Genomic DNA, 23,410 nt, shown 5'->3' on the forward strand with positions numbered 1-23,410 from the left:
CGGGCGCCATGACGAGACCGAACGCACGCGACCTCGAGGTTCTCGCGCCGAACTTCAAGCGGCGCCTGTCGGGCGTCACCTCGACGATCGTCCAGCTCGTCCCGCACCAATCGAAGCGGCTGCGCATCGCCTCCTGCGGCCCCGACGTCCTGCCCGCCAATGTGCCCCGCCTGCCCTATCGCGCGTTTCCCGGGCTCTGGCGGGCTCCCAAGACGCGCCCGACCCGCATCTGGCACGCCCGGCGAAACACCGAGATGCTGGCGGGCGTGATCATGCGGGATGCCTTTCGCATGCCGCTCTCCCTGGTCTTCACCTCGGCCTCTCAGCGCATTCACACCGGCTGGACGCGCTGGCTGATCGGCAGGATGGACGCGGTGATTTCCACGAGCGCCCGCACCGCCGCCTATCTTCGCGTGCCGAACAGCGTCGTCATGCATGGGATCGACACGGCGCGCTTCTCACCGCCTGCCGACAAAGCCGCAGCGAAAGCGGACATCGGCCTGCCGCCAGACAGGAAAATCGCCGGTTGTTTCGGTCGGGTGCGGCATCAGAAGGGTACGGATGTCTTCGTCGACGCCATGTGCGCGCTTCTCCCGCGCCTGCCCGACTGGATCGCGGTCGTGGCCGGCCGCACGACCGGCGAACACAAGCAGTTCGAAACCGATCTGAAGGAGCGCGTGAAGCGCGCCGGTCTCGAGACGCGCATCCTCTTCGTCGGCGAGCATTCGCCCATCGATCCCTGGTACAAGGCGCTCGATCTCTTCGTCGCGCCCCAGCGCTGGGAGGGTTTCGGCCTGACCCCGCTGGAGGCAATGGCCTGCGGCGTGCCAGTCGTTGCAACGACAGTCGGCGCCTTTCCCGAGCTCTTGGTCGAAGGCGAGACCGGCCATCTCGTCGAACCCGGCTCCCCGGACGCGATCGCCTCGGCTGCGGACACGATCATGAGCGAGGCGGTCTTGCGGGTGCGGATGGGCGAGCATGCCCTTGCCCATGCGAAGGCCCATTTTGATCTGTCCCGGGAGGCCCGGGAGATCGAGGCCGTCTATGAGGCGGTCTGGCGCAAGGCCGAGCGGCGCGAGACGACGGCCCGATAGACGATGCGCGCAATCGGCGTGATTTTGATCTTGTTCCTTCGACAGCACCGTGAGATCGTCCGGCAATGGCGAACAAACTCGATATTCCCGCCGACTTGACCGAACGCATCGAAGCTCTTGCGTCTCGATATCGTCTCGATGGAGCGCTGATCCTTCGCAGCGCCATCGAGGATGGCCGCTCTCTCGAATGGCAGGAGACCTATTTTCGCGAGGTCACCGCCGGTCTCGCTGAGGCCGAGAAAGGCGATTTCGTCGACAGCGAAGCCGTGACGGCTCTGCAAGCGCGCTTCCGCGCACGTTGAGGCCAGAGTCACCCGTCCTCCCCGGCCGACACGAAATCGGAGAAATCGACCTGAGGTTTGCGCATGGTCAGCCTCGTCAGTCGGCCGGCCTGATAGGGCAGAAGTGACAGCTGCGTCGCGAGGCGGCGCCAATGATAGGGGGCGTTTTTCGGCGCAAGGCTCGGCCGGCGGCGGGGCGCCCCGATCTGGCTCGTCGTGTCGATCGGGGGCTCGAAGCCTTCCGCCTTCAAGATATGCGCCTGGATGGCGAGGGCCGGCTCGGCCTGGCCGACGACGAGGCGGCCGCTGGCAAAGAGGAAAGCGTCGGACGGTCCCGCCCGGTCAGAAGCGGCAAGAAGGAGCTTGCGGGCCCCGCGCGGCGTGACGAGATAGGCGGCGGAGCCGGCCTTGTCGCGGGCGACCTGCGAGATGCAAAGCCCTTCGGCCATAGGCATTGCGCCGGTCCGTCCAAAATATTTGCGCCGGCCGATATATTCCAGATTGATCAGATCGAAGCGCTCGCCCGCCTCGCCCGGAAGGCTCGCAAGAGAGGCCGGCAGCCGGCGGGACAGAACCGCATCGTCCTCGAGAATGACGAGCGGTCGCATCTCCTCGCAGCAGCGCTCCCAGAGCGCCTTGTGGGAGAAGAAGAGGCCAAGTTCGGCGCCGCTCAAGGGGCGTTCCCAGCTTGCGGCGAGACGCTCGCGCTCAGCCTTGGCGATGTCGTCGGGTCCAAAGGCGGACAAGCGTTCCAGGGTGAGGCCAAGCCGGGCGCCCTGGTCCTCCATGAAGGCCCGCCGATCCCTCGCCCTGTCCAGATTGATGAAGACGAGGCTGACGTCTTCCAGGGCCATCGCTTCACTCCGTCCAGGTGCGCGGGAAGAGGAGGATGAGCACCGTGACGAGTTCCAGCCGGCCGAGCAGCATGGTGATCGACAGGATCCAGAGCGCGCCATCGGGCAGCGAGGCGAAATTGCCGGCCGGGCCGATGATCTGGCCGAAGCCGGGGCCCACATTGGCCAGCGCCGTGAGGGTGCCGGAAAAGGCCGTGATGAGATCGAGGCCGAACATGGACAGAAGCACGGTGCCCATGAGCAGGGTGCCGAAGAACAGGAAGAAGAAGATCGTCACTGTCTGGATGCCTTCCGGCGCGATCTCGCTATTGCCATAGCGCAGGCGGATGACGGCATGGGGCCGCACGAGGCGCCGGAAATTCGTCTCGACCAGATGATAGAGAATATAGAGCCGGTTCGCCTTGATGCCGCCGGCGGTCGAGCCGGCGCAGCCGCCGAGGAACGTGGCGAGGAAGAACAGACCGATCGCCGCATTCGACCAGAGGGTGAAATCCTCCGACGCATAGCCGGTCGTGGTGATGATCGAGACGAGATTGAAGGTCGAGGAGATCAGCGCCTCGCCGAAGTCAGTGCCGTTGATCACGCGGCGCGAGATTGCGATGGCGAGGCTGAGGACGAGACAGATGAGCAGGAAGAGCTTGATCTGCGGATCGCGCCAGAGATGGAAGCGGCGTGGCAGGAAAGCGCGGATATAGACGACGAAGGGCAGCGAGCCGAGGATCATGAACAGCGTCGAGGCGGCGAGAATGCGATTGTCATCGAAATAGCCCATGGAGGCGTCATGGGTCGAATAACCGCCGGTCGACAGCGTCGTCATCGCGTGATTGACCGCGTCGAAGAAGGTCATGCCAAGCGCCGTATAGACGATGGCGCAGGTGAGCGTCAGCGCCGTATAGGCCGCCACCAGCCCGCCGGTCAGCTGGTTGATGCGCGGCAGAACCTTGTCCGACTTGTCCGAGCTTTCCATGTGGAACAGCGCCATGCCGCCCGCGCGCAAGGACGGCAGAATGAGCAGCGCCATACCGATGATGCCGATGCCGCCCAGCCATTGCAGCAGCGAGCGCCACATCAGAATGCCGCGCGGCAGGGCGTCGAGACCGGAGATGACCGTCGACCCGGTCGTCGTCAGGCCGGACATGGATTCGAAGAAGGCGCCGGCATAGGTCAGATTGACCGAGGAGACATAGAGCGGGATCGCGCCGACCGTCGCGCCGAAAATCCAGACCGAGGTCGTGACGAGAAAGCCCAGACGTTGGGTGAAGCGGGGCTTTTCCTCGCGGGTCGCCACCGCGATCATGGCGCAGACCATGCCGATCAGCGCGCTCGAACCCACAAAGACCTTCCAGTCCGGATTCTCGTCGGCGAGATCGATCAGCGCCGGGACCAGCATCGCCCCGGCAAGGGCGAGGCCGAAATTCGCGGTGACATTGGCAATGGTCCTGAAAATGGCCGGCTCTCCATGGCATCGAACGGGATCGGGCGTCTGAAGTCCATTCGCCGACCGGTTCCGCATCGCCCCCGATGCGCATCGTTTCACTCAGCGAAACGCCCGGCCCTCAAAATTAAACCACCAAGCGATCTTAAAGCCGGATACCACTCTGTCGCCCGGCCCGGCGGTGCGACCGAATACTCCGTGCCGACCCCGCGCACAACGCCCGCATCTGAGACGCTCTGCCCGATGTTGCGGCGCTGCACGGCCTCGCCTATTGAACGGGCCAAGCATTACGTCCATCTGCCTCAGTGACCAAGAGCGAGGGCCATCATGAGCGAACGTCACGCCGAAGTCCTGATATTGGGTTCGGGACCTGCCGGATATACGGCGGCGATCTATGCCGCACGCGCCATGCTGAAGCCGTTGATCGTCGCCGGTCTCCAGGAAGGCGGCCAGCTGACCATCACGACGGATGTCGAGAACTATCCGGGTTATGCCGATCCCGTGCAGGGCCCCTGGATGATGGAGCAGATGAAGGCGCAGGCGCTGAATGTGGGCGCCGAGATGGCGAACGATCTCATTGTGTCGGCCGATCTCGATGTCCGCCCCTTCCGGCTGACCGGCGATTCCGGCACGGTCTATACCTGCGACGCGCTGATCATCGCGACGGGCGCCCAGGCGAAATGGCTCGGCCTCGATTCGGAAGCGAAATTCCAGGGTTTCGGCGTTTCGGCCTGCGCCACATGCGACGGCTTCTTCTATCGCGGCAAGGATGTCGTGGTGGTGGGCGGCGGCAATACGGCTGTCGAGGAAGCGCTCTATCTCGCCAATATCGCGAAATCGGTCACCCTCGTTCATCGCCGCGACGAATTGCGCGCCGAGCGCATTCTTCAGGAGCGCCTGTTTGCGATGGAGAACGTCTCCTTGCGCTGGAACAGCGAGATCGAGGAAATCGTCGGCGAGGAGAAGCCGATGAAGTCGGTGACCGGCGTGCGCCTGAAGGATCGCTCGACCGGCGACGTCTCCGATCTTGCGGCCGACGGCGTCTTCATCGCGATCGGCCATGCGCCGGCGGTCGAGCTTTTCGAGGGCAAGCTGAAGCAGAAGCCCTCCGGCTATCTCTGGGTCGAGCCGGGCACGGTCCGCACCTCGCTCGAAGGCGTCTTCGCCGCCGGCGATGTGGCCGACGACGTCTATCGCCAGGCGGTGACGGCGGCGGGCATGGGCTGCATGGCGGCCCTCGACGCCGAGCGCTATCTGCAGTCACGCCCTGTCGCGGACGAAACCAAAGTCGCGGCCGAATAGGCCATCTGGAAGGCGCGCGACCACCCGGCGACGCCGACGACCGCTTCCAAGGAGGCATTTGATCTATGGCCCTCGACTGGGACAAGCTGCGGATCTTCCACGCCGCGGCCGAGGCCGGGTCTTTCACCCACGCCGCAGAGGCCCTCAATCTCAGCCAGTCGGCGATCAGCCGGCAGGTCGCGGCCTTAGAACAGGAAGTCGGCGTCTCGCTGTTTCACCGTCATGCGCGCGGTCTCGTCCTGTCCGAACAGGGCGAGATGCTGTTCCGCACGGCCGACGACGTGTTGCAACGGCTCGAGACCGTTCGGGTCCAGCTCACCGAGACCAAGGAGAAGCCGACAGGCAAGCTTCGGGTGACGACGACGGTGGGCCTCGGTTCGGGCTGGCTGACGGAGCGTTCGAAGGAGTTTCTCGAACTCTATCCCGATCTCGAACTCCAGCTCGTCTTCGACAATGAGGAGATCGACCTGACCCTGCGCAAGGCGGATGCCGCGATCCGGCTGCGCCAGCCTCAACAGCCGGATCTCATCCAGCGCCGCCTCTTCACGGTGCATCTCCATGTCTATGCCTCGCCGACTTATCTCTCACGATTCGGCTCGCCGGAGACGGTCGAGGATCTCGATCAGCACCGCATCATCACCTTCGGCGAGCCGGCGCCCAACTATCTGCGCAATCTCAACACGCTCGAAACCGTCGGTCTGCCCGACGGCCAGAGCCGCTCACCGATCCTGCAGATCAACAATCTGATTGCCATCCGCTCGGCGATCGAGAGCGGCATCGGGCTTGGCCTCCTGCCCGATTACATGATCGATAAACGCTCCAAGCTCGTCCAGATCCTGCCGGAGATGGAGATGCCCACCTTTGACACCTATCTCTGCTATCCCGAGCAGATGCGAAACGCGGCCAAGCTCAAGGTCTTCCGGGACTTCTTGATCTCCAAGGCCCGGACATGGACCTTCTGAGGCGCCTCGGCTTCAGGCGAAAGCCGGCCGATGGAACGCGAGCCTTTGCCGATCGTCTCGTTTCCATGACAGACGACTTGATCGACGCCCTCCGCCCGGCCCCCTCCGTCGCGCTTGATGAGACGGGCCTGCCGCTGCGCATCGTCGCGATCGCCGACACCCATGGCGAGTCGAGGCTTTTCGCGCGTCTTCTTCAAGGGCTTCATGGGATCGAGACGGCACGCGACGCCGCCATCTATCTTCTCGGCGATCTCGTCGATAGAGGCCCAGACAGTCGCGGCTGCCTCGATATCGCGAGCCGCATTCTTCGAGAGCGGCCGGCCTCGCGGGTCTTTCTCGGCAATCACGACGAATGGTTCCTGCGCTTTCTAAAAGGCGATCTGAGCGAGGACGAAGCCCTGAACTGGCTGAGCCAGGGCGGGTCCGAGACGATCGAGAGCTACGGTCTTGCGGCGGATGGTAATCTGTCCCGTGTCAAAGACGCGGTGATCGAGACGGCACCGGATCACCTCGCGCTTCTCAACGAAGCCGAGGCGATCGGTCTCGTGGGCGATTTCGCCTTCGTTCATGCCGGTGTCGATCCGGCCAAGCCACTGGACGCTCAGGACCCCCATGACTGCGTCTGGATCCGGGCGCCCTTCATGCGCCATGAAGGCCCGCTTAGCCATGTGGTCGTCCATGGCCATACGCCCCAGAAGGGCCGCCGCCCGACGGTGACCGAGAACCGCATCTCGATCGACACCGGCGCCTGTTTCGTCGGAACCATGACGGCGGTCGTTATCGACCGGGCTGCCGGCAGCATCGACTTCTACGCCGTCGACCGGGGCGGCACCTTCTCGGAGATCGCGGCCCATCGGCTCGATCGCGGCTTCGGCACGGTTCTCGACCGGTTCGGCCCCAGCCGGCCGATGGCCGCCAAAGGCTGATCGGGCGCGGTCTGAGACGAAACCGGCCCGCCGAGGAAACGCTCGGCAGGCCGGATGGACCCTGAAAGGTCTCGCCTTCTGGCTTACATCCCCTTGGCTTTTTCCGCGATCGCCTGGATGCCGGCGTCATAAATGCCGCCGATCGCGTTCTCGGCCTCTTCGTCGGTGGCATTGGCCGCATCGAAGGTGCCGGACCAGGAGAGGGTCGCGGTATCCCCCTCGCCCGAGACCGAAATCGTCGATTCGTAATTGGCCACCGGAAGCGGGCTCTCGACGATCCGATAGGTATAGGTGTGGGCCGCATCGTCGCGCGAGACCAGTTCCTCGACGATGGTGCCGCCGCCCTTGAGGGTCAGCGTGCGCCGTTCCTTGCCGTCCGCTTCGCCATCCTCGCAGGATTCGACAGCCGGGTGCCAGTCGCCGATGGCGCAGAAATCGCCGACCACCTGCCAGACCGTATCCGGCGAGGCGGCGACCTCCGTCGACTTCTCGACCCCGAGCGCGAAAGCGGGCGTTGCCGCAAGGGCAAAACCGAAGGCGGCGAGCGGCAGAGCATAAGATTTCATGATGTGGTCCTCCCGAACATGAAAGCCGGCCATTCGCGCCAGGGATCGCCAATGGAAGAACGACCACGGCAACGCCGCGGCGCCATCTTACGGCCAGCTGGTTGGTCAGTGTCCGAGCGAGAATTTATCTCGCTGCCCGAGACTGACAAGCTGGCGGATGGGTAGAGCCAAGCAGATCGCGATGCTCCGAGGCTGACCACCGGCCTCGACAGCCGCCCGAGGCGTTTCCTCGGCGCCGGCTCCTTCTTAACATTTGGCATGTGGCGCATAAGAACGGCAACTGAGGCTAGACCCAAACAAAAAACGCCGCCCGCTGGGAGCAGACGGCGTTTCGCATTCGAATGTCTTTGGCTCAGGCTTACTGAACGGCCTGGGTGTTTGCCTCGTCCTGCAGCGCGGCGGCTTCGCCGGTCGCGTTCTGGCCCGGCGAGAAGGTCGCGCCCGAACCCGGAACCAGCGGCTGGTCGCCCGATGCCATGTCACCCGTCGTCTCGGCGGGCGTGCCGGCGGCGACGGCGTTCCGCTCGTCGGCTTCGTTCATTTCGATCTGCGATTCATTGCCAGGAATGATCGTCTCATTGGTCGCGTTCGCGACCGGTGCATCCGTCATCACATCCGGCTGGGCGGCGACGGCATCACGCGTGGCGGCATTGTTCTCTTCGATCACCGTCTCCGAACCCGGAACATTCGGGATGGCGTCCTGGGCGAAGGCCGGGAAGGCAAAGGCGGAAACGCCGGCGATGATGGTGGCGGTGCGAATGGTCTTCAACATGATTTTGCGTCCTTTGATGTCTGGCCACCGGGTCTCGGGCGGCCCGTCAATTTTCGCGAACCTTTTGTCTTGGCTCGTTCGGTCGGATAACGGCAGGATGGGCAGATAGTTTCCGGACGAACTGTCAACCGTGCGTGAACGAGAAAAGATCACGCATGACAGAACCGTGAAGGTACGAAAACCGGTTCGAATGACTGGTCTACTTGACGTTACGACGTCTCGATATTGGCGGCTCTGCGCGTTTCGTTTGCGCCGCTCCCCTCGCGAGGATCGGTTTTTCGTTCAACGATCAGGTCCCGATGGCTAGTCAAATGTGCCTCGATCGCGCGGCGACAGGCTTCCGCGTCGCGTTCTGTCGCCGCTTTCAGGATCGCCGCATGTTGGGGGATCGTCTCAGGCCGGAAACCATAGGTTGGCAGGATGGCGACGACCTGCTGGCGATAGCGCTCGAAACTGTTGCGATGGGCCTCGCGCAGCGTCGTCGACGGGCAGGCCGACATCAGCACCTCGTGAAACTCCCAGTCGATGCGTGTCCAGACCGGGATGACGGGCTTGATCTGCGCCATCTCGTTCATTCGATGCTCGATATGGGCGAGCTTGTGATGGGCGGCATAGAGCCTCGCCTCCCATTCCAGATCGCCATGAAGAAAGGCGAGCCGGGCCCCTTCGGCCTCCAGAAGCAGGCGATAGGCGAGCGTCTCCTCCAGCTTTTCGAAAGAGGCCTCGGGCATATGGAAGCCACGCTGCTCTTCCGTTGTCAGGAGCTGCTCGCCGGTCAGGCGCAGGAACACCTCCCGGATCGCCGTCGCGCCCATTCCGTATTCGTCCCGGAAGCGATCGGGGCGCAGGCGCTCGCCGGCCGCGAATTCTCCCGAAATCAGCCGCCCTTTGAAGGATTGGTACATCGCCTGGGGCGAGACACCGATGCGCCGTGTCGTCAAGGTCGCCCTCGCATGGCTCTCCCCCTCCTCCCACGAGTCCGCGCCTCCCTCGCGCCGATCTCGACATTTCTATTTTCGCGACTTGAGAAAATTTTCGAAATTATGTCAATCGACGAAAATGACGCTTGTCTGCGAACACAGGTTTGCTAGGGTCGCGGCGCCAGAAGGGAGTGCTGGCCAGACGGGAGTGGTCTCAAGGAGGGGTCGCTCGAGCTCCGGCTTGCCGCCTGAATTCTCGAGGGAGGAAATCATGACGATCATCAAGAGCGCGATCGCCGCGCTGACGGCCACCACGCTGCTCGCAGGCGCGGCGGCGGCCCAGACCACCACGCTGCGCATCCAGACCCATTACGGCCCGGAGACGCCGTCGGGTAAGCTCGCGGCCGAATTCATCGACGACGTCCAGACCATGTCGGGCGGCGATATCCAGATCGAGATGTTCTATTCGTCCTCGGTTGTGAAGACGGTCGAAGCCTTCGACGCCGCCGCCAACGGCATTCTCGACTGCGACATGACGGGCGGCGCCTATCAGACCGGCAAGAACCCGGCCTTCCAGTTCGTCGGCGACATCATGGGCGGCTACGACACGCCCTATCAGCAGCTGTCCTGGCTCTATTACGGCGGCGGTCTGGAAAAGGCCCAGGAGCTCTACAACCAGTTCGGCATGCAGCTGATCGGCTGGTGGATCTATGGTCAGGAATCCCTGGCTTCCTCGACGGAGCTCAAGGGTATCGACGATCTGAAAGAGTGGAACTTCCGCTCGCCTCCGGGCCTGGAAACCGAGATCTTCGCCTCGCTCGGCGCCAAGCCGACCGTTCTCGACTTCACCGAAGTGCCGACCGCGCTGGAGACCAAGCTGATCGCGGGCTCCGACGCGTCCGGTCTTGCGAACAATGTCGGCCTCGGCCTCTACGACATCGTCAACAACGCGACCTATCCGGGCTTCCACTCGATGCCGTCGGATCATCTGGCCTGCAACAAGTCCGTCTATGACGCGATGCCGGACGCCCATAAGCGCATCCTGAACGTCGCCATGCAGGCGCTCGCTCTGAAGACCGCGCTGACATTCGAGAAGAAGAACGCGGAAGCGGCCGCCCAGCTGCGCGAGAAGGGCGTCAATCTGTGGGATTGGAGCCAGGAGGATCGCGCCAAGTTCCGCGAGGCCGCTCAGGCCAAGTGGCAGGATTGGGCCGAGAGAAGCCCCGAGGCCCGCGCGCTGGTCGACAGCCACGTCGCTTATCTCAAGGAACTCGGTCTGATCGCGAGCTCCGATGGCGGCGAAGCCGGCAACGAGGCGGCCGCCGAGGGCCAGAGCGCCAACTGATCGCGCTTTCACGACAACAATGACTTGCGGGCCGGCAGGCGAAAGGCATGCCGGCCCGCCGACAAGCCAAGGACCAAGGGCGGGAGGCCAAGAATGGTCGAACATGAGAAGACCGGTCCCGTCGACTGGATCGTCTGGGGTTTCTCGCGGATCGCGATGTGGGCGCCCGCCTTCGTCGTGGCGATCATGTTCTACGAAGTGATCATGCGTTACATCTTCGTCGCGCCCACCTTGTGGGTAAACGAGATGAGCCTTTGGGTCGCGGGCGGCATCTATCTCTCCGCCGGGCTCTACGCCATGCAGCAGCGTAGCCATATCCGCATCACGCTGATCTACGATGCCTGCCCGCGATGGCTGCGGCGCAGCTTCGACATCATCTCGACGCTCTGCATCCTCACCTTCGCCTTTGTGCTTATTTGGGGCGGATATGGCGAAGCCTACGACAAGCTGATGCGCTGGGAGACCTTCGGCACGGCCTGGGACCCGCCGATCCCGGCAACCTTGAAGCCGGCGATCCTCTTCGCGCTTCTGGTTCTCTCCTGCCAGGCGATCTCCAATCTCATCGCCGATTGGAATGCCGATCCCCAAAGCGAGGATCCGGCCGAGGACTTCTACATCCCGACCGAGGATCAGCCGGACGGCAATACGCGCAAGCCCGCAGGCCGATAAAGCACTCCGCGACAAGCCAGCTTGTCGCGGCCTCCGGCTTTTGCCCACGTCAAAGCCCCGCCTCTTTTAGTTAAGGACGCCGCCGATGGACGTCGGAACGATCTCCCTCATTCTGCTTTTCGGCCTCTTCGCCCTGCTCGCGATCGGCATGCCGCTGGGCTTTGCCTCCGGCTTCCTGGCCGTCGTGACCATGGTGCTGAAATTCGGCCCCGACCTTCTGTTCCGCAATTTCGGCACCGGCCCGCTCGGCATTCTCTCCCAGCGCATCTACGGCGTCCTGACCGACTATGTCCTCATCTCGGTGCCGCTCTTCATCCTGATGGCGACGCTGCTCGAACGATCCTCGATCGCCAAGGATATGTATGAGAGCCTCAATATGTGGTTCTCGCGCACGCGCGGCGGCATTGCCGTCGTCACCGCCGTGATGGCGATCATCATGGCGGCAATGAGCGGTATCATCGGCGGCGAGGTGGTACTTCTCGGCCTCATCGCCCTGCCCCAGATGCTGCGCCTTGGCTACAACCAGAATCTCGCCATCGGCACGATCTGCGCGTCCGGTTCGCTCGGCACCATGATCCCGCCCTCGATCGTCCTCATCTTCTACGGCCTGACCACCGAGACCTCGATCCAGGCCCTGTTCCAGGCGGCCTTCCTGCCCGGCTTCATCATGGGCGGCCTCTATATCGTTTATATTCTGGTGCGCACGCGCATCAATCCGGACCTTGCCCCGCTGCCCGAGCCGAGCCCGGGCGACCTCACCGGTCTCGATAAGATCAAGGCCTTCGGCACGCTCGTCGGCTGGATCGCTGGTGCCATCGGCGTCCTTGTCGTGGCCTCCGCGATCATGCACGAGGTCCAGAATTCCGTCGGGGTCCTCAGAACCGGCGAATACGACCCGTTGGATCTGACGACGGTCCTGATCTGGGCGGTCGTCGCGGTCGCCGGCCTTCTTGGCCCCAAACTCGCTCTTCCCGGCTTTATCGTCTCCAAGACCTGGGAGATGACCCGCGGTCTCATCGCGCCGATGTTCATCGTCGTCGTGGTGCTCGGCTCGATCTATGGCGGCTTCACCGGCATCACCGAGGCGGCCGGCATGGGCACGGTGGCGGTTCTCATCATCATCATCCTGCGCGGCGAGTTCACGTTCAATCTCATCAAGGAAGCCTCGATGCGGACCTTCCGCTCGACCGGCGCGATCATCTGGGTGACCTTCGGCGCGACGGCGCTCGCCGGGGCCTACACGATCGCCGGCGGCCCGACCTATGTCGCCAATCTGATCGTCGGCTCCGATCTCGGCACTTGGGCGGTGCTCGGCTTGATGATGATCATCTTCCTCATCCTTGGCTGTCTGATGGACTGGGTCGGCATCGTGCTCCTCGTCATGCCGGTCTTCTTGCCCATCGTCCTGCAGCTGCCGATCGAGGAGATCGGCCTTCTGGGTGGGCTCGCGGTCGATCCGCGCTTCGTGTCGGTCTGGTTCGGCGTTCTCTTCTGCGTGAATATGCAGGTCTCGTTCCTGTCACCGCCTTTCGGTCCCGCCGCCTTCTATCTGAAGTCCGTCGCCCCGCCACACATCACCCTGCCGCAGATCTTCAAAGGCTTCATGCCCTTCATCGCCCTGCAGCTCTTCACCCTCGCCTTGATCTTCTTCTTCCCGGAGATCACCATGGCGTTCAGGTCCGAATAGCCCGGCCGGCAGGATCATGGTTCAGAACGGGCGCGATGGCTTTCAAGCGATCGCGCCCGTCGCCCGTTCACTTGAAAGCACCCCCATGCTCGACTTCATCCGTCTCGACGCCTCCGACAATGTCGTCACCCTCACAAAGCCCGTCCAGACAGGCCACGACGTCGATGGCGTCGCCACCACCAGCATGATCCCCAAGGGCCACAAAATGGCCATTCGCGCGATCGCCAAGGGCGAGGCCGTGCGCAAATATGCGCAAGTCATCGGCTATGCCTCGGTGGACATCGCGCCCGGCGATCATGTCCACACCCAGAACACCGAATTCCGCAACACGACCGCGACCTACGAATTCTCGACCGATCTTCGCCCGGCCGAGATGGTGCCGGAATCAGCCCGCGACAGCTTCATGGGCTATCGCCGCAAGAACGGCTCGGTCGGGACCCGCAACTATATCGCCATCACCACCTCGGTGAATTGTTCGGCGACCGCGGCGAGGCGCATCGCCGACCATTTCGGGCCTGACGAGCTCGCCGCCTATCCCAATGTCGACGGCGTCGTCGCCTTCGTCCACGGCACCGGCTGCGGTATGGCCGGCGACGGCGACGGCTTCGAGGCGCTGCAACGGGTCTCTTGGGGCTATGCGCGCCATCCCAACCATGCGGGCGTCCTGATGGTGGGTCTCGGCTGCGAGATCAACCAGATCGATTGGCTGCTCGAAGCCTATGGCCTGGAGCGCGGACCGATGTTCCAGACCATGAACATCCAGGATGTGGCCGGTCTTCGCCGGACGATCGAGCTCGGCATCGAGAAGGTGAAGGCGATGCTGCCGATCGCCAACGAGGCCAAGCGCGAGCCCTGCCCGGCCTCGGAGCTGAAGGTGGCACTCCAATGCGGCGGCTCGGACGCCATGAGCGGCATCACCGCCAATCCGGCCCTCGGCTATGCCTGCGATCTTCTCGTCGCCCAAGGCGGCACGGGGGTGCTGGCCGAAACGCCCGAGATCTACGGCGCCGAACATCTTCTCACCCGCCGGGCGATCGACGAGAAGGTCGGCCAGAAGCTGATCGAGCGAATCCGCTGGTGGGAAGACTATACGCTGCGCAACAAGGGCTCGATGGACAACAATCCCTCGCCCGGCAACAAGCGCGGCGGCCTGACCACGATCCTCGAAAAATCCCTCGGCGCCGCCGCCAAGGGCGGCACGACCCCGCTGACCGGCGTCTATAAATATGGCGAGCCGGTCACCGCCAAGGGCTTCACCTTCATGGATTCCCCCGGCTACGATCCGGCCTCGGTCACCGGCCAGATCGCGTCGGGCTGCAATGTCGTCGTTTTCACCACCGGCCGAGGCTCGGCCTTCGGCTCTAAACCGGCACCGTGCATCAAGATCGCGACCAACACCGACATGTATACGCGCATGGTCGAGGACATGGACATCAATGCCGGCGCCATGCTGACCGACGGCGTGACGCTGGAGGAAAAGGGCCGCGAGATCTACGAGACGATCCTGCGCGTGGCGTCCGGCGAGAAGTCGAAATCGGAAGCCCAGGGCTTGGGCGATGAGGAATTCGTGCCCTGGCAGATCGGCGCGGTGATGTAGTCCCCTTCCCCATAGCGGACATTTGGCCGGAGCTTCCGTAACCGCCCCTTGCAGGCTGCGCCATCTGTCGCCTATTTTACGACAGATGGCGCAGCATGGCTGCAAGACCGGGGGCGCGTGAGACATGGAACAGGGTGAATTTTCAAAGGTCACGTCGCTTCTCGGCGGCGAAGCGACACTGAGACAGGCTGTGAACTCGCCTTTCGAGGCCCATGAGCTGATCGAAAGCGGGATTCCCTCCGGCGCCCTGTCCGCCCTCAGGGCCCATATCGCCGATCTTCCCTTTGCCGCTGTCGAACGGGTGGTCGGCATCAGCCTGAGAACGGTGCAGCGTCACGAGGCGGAAGGCGGAAAGCGTCGTCTCAGCACCGAACAGAGCGGCCGCGCCTGGAAATTCGCGGAGATTCTCGGTAAAGCTACGGAGGTCTTCGGCACACAAGCTGCAGCGGAGGACTGGCTGAAGCGCCCTGCACTTGCGCTCGATCAGCGAACGCCCCTCGAACTCCTCTCGACGCCGGCCGGCACGAAGCTCGTCGAAGATCATCTCACGCGCCTGGAATATGGCGTCTATGAATGATCGCGCCGTCATTGCCCTTCGACACGAGCGGTTTTCGCTTCTGGCGTCTCGACGACGCTCGCTTTGCGAAGAGCTGGGATAGCGGCGAGGGCAGTTTCCGCGTCGGTGGACGGTGGAATGCGCCTGGCCAACGCGTCGTCTATGCCGCGCTCGATCCCTCGACGGCCATTCTCGAAGTCGCCGTGCATAAGGGATTTCGCACCCTCGACACGGTTCGGCATGTGCTGACCTCGGCCCGGATCGCCGATCCGAGCGCCGTGCATATCGTCATGCCTTCCGACATTCCCAATGCGAATTGGCTGACCCCAGGTCTTTCCAGCGCGGGTCAGAAGGCGTTCGGGGCCGACCTGCTCCGCCGGCATGCCGTGATTGCAATTCCCAGCGTCGTTTCGCGCCATAGCTGGAATCTGATCTTTCAGGTCCCCGCCGGTTTCGTTCTTGACGACATCCAGCAAGAGCCCTTCGCGCTCGATCCCCGACTTCATCCTCCGTCCTGAGGAACGCGCTGGGCATACCGTCCGTGAAAAACGAAGCCGCCGGGCCTTTCGACCCGGCGGCTTCCGCATTCCCGCTTGTCGTAAGCCGCGCTTACTCCGCGGCGACCGAGAACTGGTTCATCGTGTTGTCCTTGCCGCCGGCCTTGAGGGCCGCTTCGCCGGCAAAGTATTCCTTATGGTCGTCGCCGAGGTCGGAGCCGGCCATGTTCTGGTGCTTGACGCAGGCGATGCCCTGGCGGATTTCCTCGCGCTGCACCGTCTTGACGTAGCCGAGCATGGCTTCGTCGCCGAAATAGCGCTTGGCGAGATTGTCGGTCGACAGCGCCGCCGTGTGATAGGTCGGCAGGGTGATGAGGTGGTGGAAGATACCCGCCTCGCGCGCCGCATCCGCCTGGAAACTCTGGATCTGGCGGTCGGCCTCGATGCCGAGCTCCGTCACGTCATACTGGGCCGACATCAGCTTGGAGGCGTCATAGGCGCTGACGTCGCGGCCCTCGTTCGACCAGGTCTCATAGACATGCTGGCGGAACTTCAGCGTCCAGTTGAAGGAGGGCGAGTTGTTATAGACGAGCTTGGCGTTCGGGATGACCTCGCGGATGCGCTTCACCATGCCGCCGATCTGGGCCACATGCGGCTTCTCTGTCTCGATCCAGAGCAGATCGGCGCCGTTCTGGAGCGAGGTGATGCCGTCGAGGACGCAGCGATCCTCGCCCGTGCCGGGCTTGAACTGGTAGAGGTTCGAGGGCAGGCGCTTGGGGCGCATCAGCTTGCCGTCGCGCTTGATGACGACGTCGGACGGCTTCAGATCGTCGATCGAGACCTCCTCGCAGTCGAGGAAGGCGTTGTACTGATCGCCCAGATCGCCGGGCTCGGCCGAATAGGCGATTTCCTTGGTGAGGCCCGCGCCGAGCGAGTCGGTCCGGGCGACGATCACGCCGTCGTCGACGCCCATTTCCAGGAAGGCGTAGCGCAGGGCCCGGATCTTGTGGATGAAGGCCTCGTGCGGAACTGTGACCTTGCCGTCCTGATGGCCGCACTGCTTCTCGTCCGACACCTGGTTCTCGATCTGAAGCGCGCAGGCGCCCGCCTCGATCATCTTCTTGGCCAGGAGATAGGTAGCCTCCGCATTGCCGAAACCGGCATCGATATCGGCGATGATCGGAACCACATGGGTCTCGTGATTGTCGATCTCGTTCTGAATGCGCTGGGCCTTCGTCTCGTCGCCGGCCTCGCGGGCCGCGTCGAGATCGCGGAACAGCATGCCGAGCTCGCGGGCATCGGCCTGACGCAGGAAGGTGTAGAGCTCCTCGATCAGCGCCGGCACGGAGGTCTTCTCATGCATGGACTGATCGGGCAGCGGGCCGAATTCGGAACGCAGCGCCGCGACCATCCAGCCGGACAGGTACAGATAGCGGCGCTTGGTCGAGCCGAAATGCTTCTTGATGGAGATCATCTTCTGCTGGCCGACGAAACCATGCCAGCAGCCGAGCGACTGGGTGTATTGGGACGGATCGGCGTCGTATGCCGCCATGTCTTCGCGCATGATCTTGGCGGTGTATTTGGCGATGTCGAGCCCGGTCTTGAACTTGTTCTGGGCGCGCATGCGGGCGACCGCCTCGGGCTCGATGGCGCCCCAGGAATCGTACTTCTTCTTGAGGTCGGTGATGTATTGGATGTCGCTCTGATAGGTCGTCATCTCGGTGCCCCCTTTGGGAATGGAATTGTCAAATCTTGTAAGTCCGGTCTGCCAAGCGCGCCGGCGACTGCAAGAGCCGAAGGCGGCGGCTGAACCGCTTGGGTCTGTTGTGCGCCCTGAGCGGCCGCCTGTCGACGCAAGCCGGTGGTTCAGCTTGTCGAAATCGAGTCACGCTGTTGCACTGCGACAGGACAAAATCTGTCGATTTGTAAAGATTGTGACAGATCCATTTGCCCTCTGATCAGGCCACACGCCTTCCGATCCATGAATTTCGGCGGCTCTCGCCTCACTCCCGAGAGATCATAACGCTGTGAGACAATGACTGGCGCGCCGGCCCGAACGCGTGTTAGATCGGATCCCTGTCCATCAGGGCCGGCAGTCAATTTCCCCTCGCCCCACCGGGTATCCGCTTGGCGGAGGGGCCGCGTCCTTTAGCCTTCCGTCTCCCGGGCGAGACTCGTATCTGCCGACCGTCCTTCCGCCGGCAGATCGCGCCCCCCGCATGATCAGTCGAGTTGCCCATGGTCGGCCTTGCCTCGAAAGCCAGAGAAGACAGAGTGCTGCTCGGCATCGTGCTGACGCTCGCCGCCTATGCGGGCTTCTCTTGCATCGATTCCAGCGCCAAATGGCTCGCTTTGGCCGGGCTTCCCGCCTTTCAGATCGCCTTCATGCGCTATTTCGGCCATTTCCTGATCTCGACCGGGCTGATCGCCCGGGGCGGCGTCTCGCTCGATCGGTTTTCCACCGAGCGCTTCGGCCTCGTTCTGTTACGCTCGGTGCTGCTGATGGCCTCGACAGCGCTCAATTTCATCGCCGTACGCTATCTGCCGCTGACGCTGACCGGCACGATCATGTTTTTGGCGCCGATCCTCATCTGCGCCCTGTCCTTCCCGCTTCTGGGCGAGCGCGTCGGTCCCTGGCGCTGGTCGGCCATCGTCGTCGGCTTCTTCGGCGTCGTCATTGCCATTCGCCCCTTCGATGCCGACTTCCATTGGGCGGTGTTCCTGTCTCTGACGAGCGTCACCTGCATGTCCGGCTATTCGATCCTGACGCGAAAGCTCGCCGGCATCGTCGCCCCCGACACGATGCAGTTCTATAGCGGGCTCGTCGGCACGCTCGCGCTCCTGCCGCTGGCAATCCTCGTCTGGGAGATGCCCGAGACGGGGCTCGAACTGACGATCCTCGTCTCGATCGGCTTTTTCGGCTGGTTCGGCCACCAATTGCTGACGACTGCCTTTTCCTATGCTCCGGCCAGCGCCCTGACGCCGTTCTCCTATGTCTTCATCGTCTATCTAACGATCTGGAGCATCGTGCTCTTCGACGAATGGCCGGATCATTGGACCATCGTCGGCGGCGCGATCGTCGTCGCCTCGGGCCTCGTCATCTGGTTCCGCGAAAAGCGGCTCGACAAGGTCAAGCGCCTCGCGCCGCATCATTGAGGGGGTCGAAGGCTCTCGCCATCATCGAAAATCTGCGGAGCTGGCAAGCTAGGCAGCTTCAAAACCGTCAAGCCGATAAGGGCGAACGAGAAGATCGGCGGAGATCGACCATCCATTTGCGATCCGGTGGATCATCTCGACCGTCAGCGGGCGTCGACGCGCAAGAACGTCGTCGGCAAGGTCCGGCGTGCCGATCAAACCATTGAAGTCCTCGCGCGTCCTTTCGCCGGACAATAGGAACTGGTTTAGAAGCGAGATCGGATCGGGCGCTTCGACCGGCCAACGCTGCTCTTCATAGGCATTGACGAGGGTGGCGAGGACATCGAGTTTGTCCCCATCGTCGCTTCCAGGCACAGCACCCCAAAGTCGCTCGATTTCAGCCAGGGCCGCCGCATGATCCTGATCGCTTCGGATTGGGCGAATATCCATTCTGCGGCTCCCTTCAAAACTGCGACACAGTGCGCGCGTCGACGCGGTCGTATTCGGCATGTGTGCCGATGAATTTGATGAATGCGATGCCCCGATGGAAGTCGAAGGCCGCGATCAATCGGAAATTCCCTCCGGCAATCTCGAAACGGATGCGTTCGCCGTCAATGACTTTCGCCTTTGGAAAGGTCGATTGGACGTCGGCCGTGCTTCGCCAGGACGCACTTTTGGCGAGGGTATACCAATGGGCAAGCGATGGCTCGGCACGCGGATCCTTGCTACAAAAAGCGATCAGGGCCTGCCGAGAGATGATACGCATACCGACGCGGTCCTGCATTCCTCATGATCGGTTTGCTACCGAAAATGATCGCCGAACAGAAGTCCTTTTCACTCAGCGGATCCCAACCCCGTGAGAGTGGCACCCAACGCATTTGCGTGCCCGAACATTAATGTATACATTAATCGCCGAGACTGCGATTGGCGGCGAATCGCCGAAATGCGGCATCTTCCGAGGATATCATGACCACCGAGACCCCGAATAAGCTGCGCTCGCGCGCCTGGTTCGACAATCCCGCCAATCCCGACATGACGGCGCTCTATCTGGAACGCTATCTCAATTACGGGATCAGCCAGGAGGAGCTGCAGTCCGGCAAGCCGATCATCGGCATCGCCCAGACCGGCTCCGATCTGTCCCCCTGCAATCGCCATCATCTCGAACTCGCCAAGCGGGTGCGTGAAGGCATTCGCGACGCGGGCGGCATTGTCCTCGAATTTCCGGTCCATCCGATCCAGGAGACCGGCAAGCGGCCGACCGCCTCGCTCGACCGCAATCTCGCTTATCTCGGCCTCGTCGAACTCCTTTACGGCTATCCGCTCGACGGCGTCGTTCTGACCATCGGTTGCGACAAGACGACGCCGGCCTGTCTGATGGCGGCGGCGACCGTCAACATCCCGGCGATCGCGCTCTCGGTCGGGCCGATGCTGAATGGCTGGTTCCGGGGCGAGCGCACGGGCTCGGGCACCATCGTCTGGAAGGCCCGCGAGATGATGGCCGCCGGCGAGATCGACTATGCCGGCTTCATCAAGCTCGTGGCTTCGTCGGCTCCGTCCACCGGCTATTGCAACACGATGGGCACGGCGACGACGATGAACTCGCTCGCCGAAGCCCTCGGAATGCAGCTTCCGGGCTCGGCGGCGATCCCCGCGCCTTATCGCGACCGGCAGGAAATGGCCTGGCGCACCGGCAAGCGCATCGTCGACATGGTCCACGAAGACCTGAAGCCGACCGACATCATGACGCGCAAGGCCTTCGAGAACGCCATTCGCGTCAATTCGGCGATCGGCGGCTCCACCAACGCGCCGATCCATCTGAACGCGATCGCCCGCCATCTCGGCGTCGAGCTCACGGTCGACGACTGGCAGACGATCGGCGAGGACATCCCCCTCCTCGTCAATCTCCAGCCGGCCGGCGAATATCTCGGCGAAGACTATTACCATGCCGGCGGCGTGCCGGCGGTCGTCAACCAGCTGATGGAACAGGGCCTGATCCACGAGGATGCCCTGACCGTGAACGGCAAGACGATCGGCGAGAACTGCAAGGGCGCCGAGATCGCCGACGCCAATGTCATCCGGACCTATGACGACCCGCTGAAGCCGCGCGCCGGCTTCCGGGTTCTGAAGGGCAATCTCTTCTCCTCGGCGATCATGAAGCTGTCGGTCGTTTCGGAGGAGTTCCGCAAGCGCTACCTCTCCAATCCCGACGATCCGATGGCCTTCGAGGGCAACGCCGTCGTCTTCGACGGGCCGGAGGACTATCATCACCGGATCGACGACCCTTCGCTGAAGATCGACGAGCATTCGGTTCTGTTCATGCGCGGCGCCGGGCCGATCGGCTATCCGGGCGCAGCCGAGGTCGTGAACATGCGCGCCCCGGATTATCTCATCAAGCGCGGCATCACCTCGCTCGCCTGTATCGGCGACGGGCGCCAGTCGGGCACGTCGGGCTCGCCCTCGATCCTCAACGCCTCGCCGGAAGCGGCTGCCGGCGGCGGACTGGCCCTACTCAAGACCGGCGACAAGGTGCGCATCGATCTCGGCAAGGGCACGGCCGACATGCTGATCTCCGAGGAGGAACTGGCCGAGCGGCGCCAGGCACTCGAGGCGGCCGGCGGCTTCCCCTATCCGGATCACCAGAGCCCCTGGCAGGAAATCCAGCGCGGCCTCGTCGGTCAGATGGAGACCGGCGCCTGTCTCGACATGGCGACCGCCTATCAGCGGATCGCTCAGACCAAGGGCCTGCCCCGGGACAACCACTGACACCGACCGGTCCGGCCGGGTGCGTGAGGCCCGGCCATTCCCGCGTCCGGGCCGCCCGATGGCGGTCCTCCCCAACAGAAGACAAGGCAGAGACAAGACGTGTCGAAACGCTTGGAAGGCAAGATCGCCGTCGTGACGGCGGCAGGACAGGGCATCGGCCGGCGGACGGCCGAGCGCTTCGCGGAAGAAGGCGCAAAGGTCTATGCCTCCGATCTCGATCGGGCAAAGCTCGAAGGCCTTGATGCGCTGGGAATTACGACCGAAGCGTTGGACGTGACGGACAAGGAGGCCATCAGGGCCTATTGCGAGCGCCTGCCGACGCCTCAGGTGGTCTTCAACTGCGCCGGCTTCGTCCATCACGGAACGATCCTCGAATGCGACGAAGCGGCCTGGGACTTCTCCTTCGATCTCAATGTGAAGGCGATGCACCGCATCCTGTCGGCGCTTCTGCCGCGCATGATCGAGGCGGGCGGCGGCTCGATCGTCAACATGTCGTCGGCTGCCTCCTCCATCAAGGCGGCGCCGAACCGTTACGTCTATATGGCCTCGAAGGCGGCCGTCGTCGGCCTGACGCGCTCGATCGCGGTCGATTTCGTCGGCAAGGGCATTCGCTGCAACGCCATCTGCCCCGGCACGATTGAATCGCCGTCGCTGGAGGGCCGCATCGCCGATCTCGGCAAGAGCGTCGGCGGCACCGATAAGGCGCGCGAGATGTTCGTCTCGCGCCAGCCCATGGGGCGTCTCGGCACCCCGGACGAGATCGCCAATCTCGCGCTCTATCTGGCATCCGACGAAAGCAGCTTCACCACCGGCACGACCCAGGTGATCGACGGCGGCTGGTCGCTGTGATGGCGAGGGAATGACCGGAAAAGGGCGCTTTCCGGCAGAACCTGACCGACGCGACGCAACTCGGCCACGCCGAAGACGCGTGACACTCGGGCTCGGCCCCAGGATGACGCCGGCGAGAGTTTGAACGCCGATGCAGTTCGCCGAATGAGGATGGCATGGGTCATCGTGGCCTCGCCCCTGCCAGCGGCGTCAATATGGGAGGAAAACAATGCGGATTCTCGTCCTCGGAGCGGCGGGCATGGTGGGGCGGCGGTTGATCGACCGTCTTCTCGCCGAAGGGACGATCGCCGGCCAGGCGATCGACGTGATCGACGCCGTCGACGTGATCGCGGCTGAAATCCCGGCGACCGGCAGGATCACGATCGACGTGAAAGCGAGCGACGTCTCCGATCCGGACGAGATCACGGCGCTGATCGACAAGCGACCCGACATCATCTTCCATCTGGCGGCGATCGTCTCCGGCGAGGCGGAGGCCGATTTCGAGAAGGGCTACCGGATCAATCAGGCCGGCATGTCGCATCTTCTGGAAGCGATCCGGGCAAAGGGCGGGAACTACCGCCCGCGCCTCGTCTTCACCTCCTCCATCGCGGTGTTCGGCGCGCCCTTCGAGGAGCCGATCGGCGATACCTTCCTGATGGCACCGCTCACCAGCTACGGCACCCAGAAGGCGATCTGCGAACTCCTCCTCAACGATTACAGCCGCAAGGGCTTCGTCGACGGCGTCGGCATCCGCCTGCCGACCATCGTGGTGCGGCCCGGCAAGCCCAACAAGGCGGCCTCCAGCTTCTTTTCCGGCATCATCCGCGAACCGCTCGCCGGCCAGGAGGCGATCCTGCCCGTCGCCGACGACGTGCGCCACTGGGTGGCAAGCCCTTCGGCCGCCATCGGCTTCCTCATGCACGCCGCGACCATGGATACCGAGCGCCTCGGCGCCCGGCGCTGTCTGACCATGCCGGGGCTGTCCGTCACCATCGCCGAGATGATCGAGGCGCTGCGCATGGTGGCAGGCGACGAGGTGGCGGGGCGCATCCGCCGCGAGCCGGACGCAGTGATCGAAAAGATCGTCGCCGGCTGGCCGCGCGATTTCGCCGCCGATCGGGCACTTCAGGCCGGTTTCACGGCCGACCCGGACTTCGCCTCGATCATCAAGGCGCATATCGCCGACGAGAAACAAAGAGTCGCACAAGCGGGCGCGTAAAA

23 protein-coding genes are annotated in these 23,410 nt (G+C 63.4%); 15 read left to right on the plus strand and 8 right to left on the minus strand.

Features of this window, described 5'->3' with window-relative positions; translation table 11 throughout:
* Positions 1–8 precede the first annotated feature (8 nt).
* Both B9A15_RS18395 and B9A15_RS18400 read left to right on the plus strand, forming a co-directional pair.
* Complete coding sequence (locus tag B9A15_RS18395; RefSeq protein ID WP_084411999.1) at positions 9–1,094, plus strand: glycosyltransferase family 4 protein; 1,086 nt, start codon at positions 9–11, stop codon at positions 1,092–1,094.
* Positions 1,095–1,159: 65 nt separating this feature from the next.
* Positions 1,160–1,396 carry a CopG family ribbon-helix-helix protein gene (locus B9A15_RS18400; RefSeq protein WP_084412000.1) on the plus strand — a complete coding sequence of 79 codons (237 nt, stop codon included), beginning with the start codon at positions 1,160–1,162 and terminating at the stop codon, positions 1,394–1,396.
* 8 nt (positions 1,397–1,404) lie between these two features.
* On the opposite strand, the gene B9A15_RS18405 is transcribed toward B9A15_RS18400, so the two are convergent.
* Positions 1,405–2,229 (minus strand): glycosyltransferase family 25 protein, encoded by an 825-nt coding sequence (locus tag B9A15_RS18405; protein WP_170923360.1) that lies wholly within the window; start codon positions 2,227–2,229, stop codon positions 1,405–1,407.
* A 4-nt stretch (positions 2,230–2,233) separates the two neighbouring features.
* Entirely contained in the window at positions 2,234–3,619 is a 1,386-nt protein-coding gene (locus B9A15_RS18410; protein ID WP_084412055.1) for a TrkH family potassium uptake protein, read from the minus strand.
* Between the two features lie 372 nt (positions 3,620–3,991).
* Here B9A15_RS18410 and trxB point away from each other — a divergent pair, with 372 nt between their 5' ends.
* From trxB to B9A15_RS18425, 3 genes are all read left to right on the plus strand, one after another.
* A complete protein-coding gene (gene trxB / locus B9A15_RS18415; protein WP_084412002.1) occupies positions 3,992–4,966 on the plus strand; it encodes a thioredoxin-disulfide reductase in 975 nt (324 codons plus the stop codon).
* Positions 4,967–5,031: 65 nt separating this feature from the next.
* Complete coding sequence (locus B9A15_RS18420; protein WP_084412003.1) at positions 5,032–5,928, plus strand: LysR family transcriptional regulator; 897 nt, start codon at positions 5,032–5,034, stop codon at positions 5,926–5,928.
* Positions 5,916–6,854 carry a metallophosphoesterase gene (locus B9A15_RS18425; RefSeq protein WP_084412004.1) on the plus strand — a complete coding sequence of 313 codons (939 nt, stop codon included), beginning with the start codon at positions 5,916–5,918 and terminating at the stop codon, positions 6,852–6,854. The genes B9A15_RS18420 and B9A15_RS18425 overlap by 13 nt, the downstream gene beginning before the upstream one ends.
* An 83-nt stretch (positions 6,855–6,937) precedes the next feature.
* On the opposite strand, the gene B9A15_RS18430 is transcribed toward B9A15_RS18425, so the two are convergent.
* From B9A15_RS18430 to B9A15_RS18440, 3 genes are all read right to left on the minus strand, one after another.
* Positions 6,938–7,420 (minus strand): SRPBCC family protein, encoded by a 483-nt coding sequence (locus tag B9A15_RS18430; protein ID WP_084412056.1) that lies wholly within the window; start codon positions 7,418–7,420, stop codon positions 6,938–6,940.
* A 358-nt stretch (positions 7,421–7,778) separates the two neighbouring features.
* Positions 7,779–8,192: a hypothetical protein gene (locus B9A15_RS18435; RefSeq protein WP_084412005.1), complete on the minus strand. Its 414-nt coding sequence runs from the start codon at positions 8,190–8,192 to the stop codon at positions 7,779–7,781.
* A gap of 209 nt (positions 8,193–8,401) precedes the next feature.
* Entirely contained in the window at positions 8,402–9,133 is a 732-nt protein-coding gene (locus tag B9A15_RS18440) for a GntR family transcriptional regulator (RefSeq protein ID WP_084412006.1), read from the minus strand.
* A gap of 250 nt (positions 9,134–9,383) precedes the next feature.
* Here B9A15_RS18440 and B9A15_RS18445 point away from each other — a divergent pair, with 250 nt between their 5' ends.
* From B9A15_RS18445 to B9A15_RS18470, 6 genes are all read left to right on the plus strand, one after another.
* Positions 9,384–10,457, plus strand: coding sequence for a TRAP transporter substrate-binding protein (locus B9A15_RS18445; RefSeq protein ID WP_084412007.1), 1,074 nt, complete (start codon positions 9,384–9,386; stop codon positions 10,455–10,457).
* A 93-nt stretch (positions 10,458–10,550) separates the two neighbouring features.
* On the plus strand, positions 10,551–11,126 hold the full coding sequence (locus B9A15_RS18450) for a TRAP transporter small permease subunit (RefSeq protein ID WP_084412008.1): 576 nt from the start codon (positions 10,551–10,553) through the stop codon (positions 11,124–11,126).
* Positions 11,127–11,211: 85 nt separating this feature from the next.
* A complete protein-coding gene (locus tag B9A15_RS18455) occupies positions 11,212–12,813 on the plus strand; it encodes a TRAP transporter large permease (protein ID WP_084412009.1) in 1,602 nt (533 codons plus the stop codon).
* An 85-nt stretch (positions 12,814–12,898) separates the two neighbouring features.
* A complete protein-coding gene (locus B9A15_RS18460) occupies positions 12,899–14,410 on the plus strand; it encodes a UxaA family hydrolase (protein ID WP_084412057.1) in 1,512 nt (503 codons plus the stop codon).
* 124 nt (positions 14,411–14,534) lie between these two features.
* Positions 14,535–14,987, plus strand: a complete 453-nt coding sequence (parS, locus tag B9A15_RS18465; protein WP_084412010.1) for a type II RES/Xre toxin-antitoxin system antitoxin — start codon at positions 14,535–14,537, stop codon at positions 14,985–14,987.
* Positions 14,984–15,484 carry an RES family NAD+ phosphorylase gene (locus tag B9A15_RS18470; RefSeq protein WP_084412011.1) on the plus strand — a complete coding sequence of 167 codons (501 nt, stop codon included), beginning with the start codon at positions 14,984–14,986 and terminating at the stop codon, positions 15,482–15,484. Before parS ends, B9A15_RS18470 begins: the two co-directional genes overlap by 4 nt.
* A gap of 91 nt (positions 15,485–15,575) precedes the next feature.
* On the opposite strand, the gene B9A15_RS18475 is transcribed toward B9A15_RS18470, so the two are convergent.
* Entirely contained in the window at positions 15,576–17,180 is a 1,605-nt protein-coding gene (locus tag B9A15_RS18475; RefSeq protein ID WP_084412012.1) for an isocitrate lyase, read from the minus strand.
* Positions 17,181–17,737: 557 nt separating this feature from the next.
* Between B9A15_RS18475 and B9A15_RS18480 the strand changes: the two genes are divergently transcribed.
* Positions 17,738–18,619, plus strand: coding sequence for a DMT family transporter (locus B9A15_RS18480; protein WP_244557028.1), 882 nt, complete (start codon positions 17,738–17,740; stop codon positions 18,617–18,619).
* Positions 18,620–18,667: 48 nt separating this feature from the next.
* Here the strand turns inward: B9A15_RS18480 and B9A15_RS18485 are convergent, their stop codons facing one another.
* Positions 18,668–19,048, minus strand: a complete 381-nt coding sequence (locus B9A15_RS18485; RefSeq protein WP_084412014.1) for a helix-turn-helix domain-containing protein — start codon at positions 19,046–19,048, stop codon at positions 18,668–18,670.
* A 13-nt stretch (positions 19,049–19,061) separates the two neighbouring features.
* Complete coding sequence (locus tag B9A15_RS18490; protein ID WP_244557029.1) at positions 19,062–19,382, minus strand: type II toxin-antitoxin system HigB family toxin; 321 nt, start codon at positions 19,380–19,382, stop codon at positions 19,062–19,064.
* A 182-nt stretch (positions 19,383–19,564) separates the two neighbouring features.
* Between B9A15_RS18490 and B9A15_RS18495 the strand changes: the two genes are divergently transcribed.
* The 3 genes from B9A15_RS18495 (at position 19,565) to denD (ending at position 23,408) form a co-directional block, all read left to right on the plus strand.
* A complete protein-coding gene (locus tag B9A15_RS18495) occupies positions 19,565–21,361 on the plus strand; it encodes an IlvD/Edd family dehydratase (protein WP_084412059.1) in 1,797 nt (598 codons plus the stop codon).
* Between the two features lie 99 nt (positions 21,362–21,460).
* Positions 21,461–22,210, plus strand: coding sequence for an SDR family oxidoreductase (locus tag B9A15_RS18500; RefSeq protein ID WP_084412015.1), 750 nt, complete (start codon positions 21,461–21,463; stop codon positions 22,208–22,210).
* Between the two features lie 208 nt (positions 22,211–22,418).
* The gene (denD, locus tag B9A15_RS18505; RefSeq protein ID WP_084412016.1) at positions 22,419–23,408 is read left to right on the plus strand and encodes a D-erythronate dehydrogenase; all 990 of its coding nucleotides are present in this window, start codon (positions 22,419–22,421) and stop codon (positions 23,406–23,408) included.
* The last annotated feature ends 2 nt before the right edge of the window (positions 23,409–23,410 follow it).

Source organism: Fulvimarina manganoxydans (genome assembly GCF_900176465.1).
GTDB lineage: Bacteria > Pseudomonadota > Alphaproteobacteria > Rhizobiales > Rhizobiaceae > Fulvimarina > Fulvimarina manganoxydans.

Excerpts from the sequence above, each read along its gene's own strand:
- B9A15_RS18395 (WP_084411999.1), top strand. The coding sequence starts at position 9 with ATGACGAGACCGAACGCACGCGACCTCGAGGTTCTCGCGCCGAACTTC.
- B9A15_RS18400 (WP_084412000.1), top strand. The coding sequence starts at position 1,160 with ATGGCGAACAAACTCGATATTCCCGCCGACTTGACCGAACGCATCGAA.
- B9A15_RS18405 (WP_170923360.1), bottom strand. The coding sequence starts at position 2,229 with ATGGCCCTGGAAGACGTCAGCCTCGTCTTCATCAATCTGGACAGGGCG.
- B9A15_RS18410 (WP_084412055.1), bottom strand. The coding sequence starts at position 3,619 with ATGCTGGTCCCGGCGCTGATCGATCTCGCCGACGAGAATCCGGACTGG.
- trxB (WP_084412002.1), top strand. The coding sequence starts at position 3,992 with ATGAGCGAACGTCACGCCGAAGTCCTGATATTGGGTTCGGGACCTGCC.
- B9A15_RS18420 (WP_084412003.1), top strand. The coding sequence starts at position 5,032 with ATGGCCCTCGACTGGGACAAGCTGCGGATCTTCCACGCCGCGGCCGAG.
- B9A15_RS18425 (WP_084412004.1), top strand. The coding sequence starts at position 5,916 with ATGGACCTTCTGAGGCGCCTCGGCTTCAGGCGAAAGCCGGCCGATGGA.
- B9A15_RS18430 (WP_084412056.1), bottom strand. The coding sequence starts at position 7,420 with ATGAAATCTTATGCTCTGCCGCTCGCCGCCTTCGGTTTTGCCCTTGCG.
- B9A15_RS18435 (WP_084412005.1), bottom strand. The coding sequence starts at position 8,192 with ATGTTGAAGACCATTCGCACCGCCACCATCATCGCCGGCGTTTCCGCC.
- B9A15_RS18445 (WP_084412007.1), top strand. The coding sequence starts at position 9,384 with ATGACGATCATCAAGAGCGCGATCGCCGCGCTGACGGCCACCACGCTG.
- B9A15_RS18450 (WP_084412008.1), top strand. The coding sequence starts at position 10,551 with ATGGTCGAACATGAGAAGACCGGTCCCGTCGACTGGATCGTCTGGGGT.
- B9A15_RS18455 (WP_084412009.1), top strand. The coding sequence starts at position 11,212 with ATGGACGTCGGAACGATCTCCCTCATTCTGCTTTTCGGCCTCTTCGCC.
- B9A15_RS18460 (WP_084412057.1), top strand. The coding sequence starts at position 12,899 with ATGCTCGACTTCATCCGTCTCGACGCCTCCGACAATGTCGTCACCCTC.
- parS (WP_084412010.1), top strand. The coding sequence starts at position 14,535 with ATGGAACAGGGTGAATTTTCAAAGGTCACGTCGCTTCTCGGCGGCGAA.
- B9A15_RS18470 (WP_084412011.1), top strand. The coding sequence starts at position 14,984 with ATGATCGCGCCGTCATTGCCCTTCGACACGAGCGGTTTTCGCTTCTGG.
- B9A15_RS18475 (WP_084412012.1), bottom strand. The coding sequence starts at position 17,180 with ATGACGACCTATCAGAGCGACATCCAATACATCACCGACCTCAAGAAG.
- B9A15_RS18485 (WP_084412014.1), bottom strand. The coding sequence starts at position 19,048 with ATGGATATTCGCCCAATCCGAAGCGATCAGGATCATGCGGCGGCCCTG.
- B9A15_RS18490 (WP_244557029.1), bottom strand. The coding sequence starts at position 19,382 with ATGCAGGACCGCGTCGGTATGCGTATCATCTCTCGGCAGGCCCTGATC.
- B9A15_RS18495 (WP_084412059.1), top strand. The coding sequence starts at position 19,565 with ATGACCACCGAGACCCCGAATAAGCTGCGCTCGCGCGCCTGGTTCGAC.
- denD (WP_084412016.1), top strand. The coding sequence starts at position 22,419 with ATGCGGATTCTCGTCCTCGGAGCGGCGGGCATGGTGGGGCGGCGGTTG.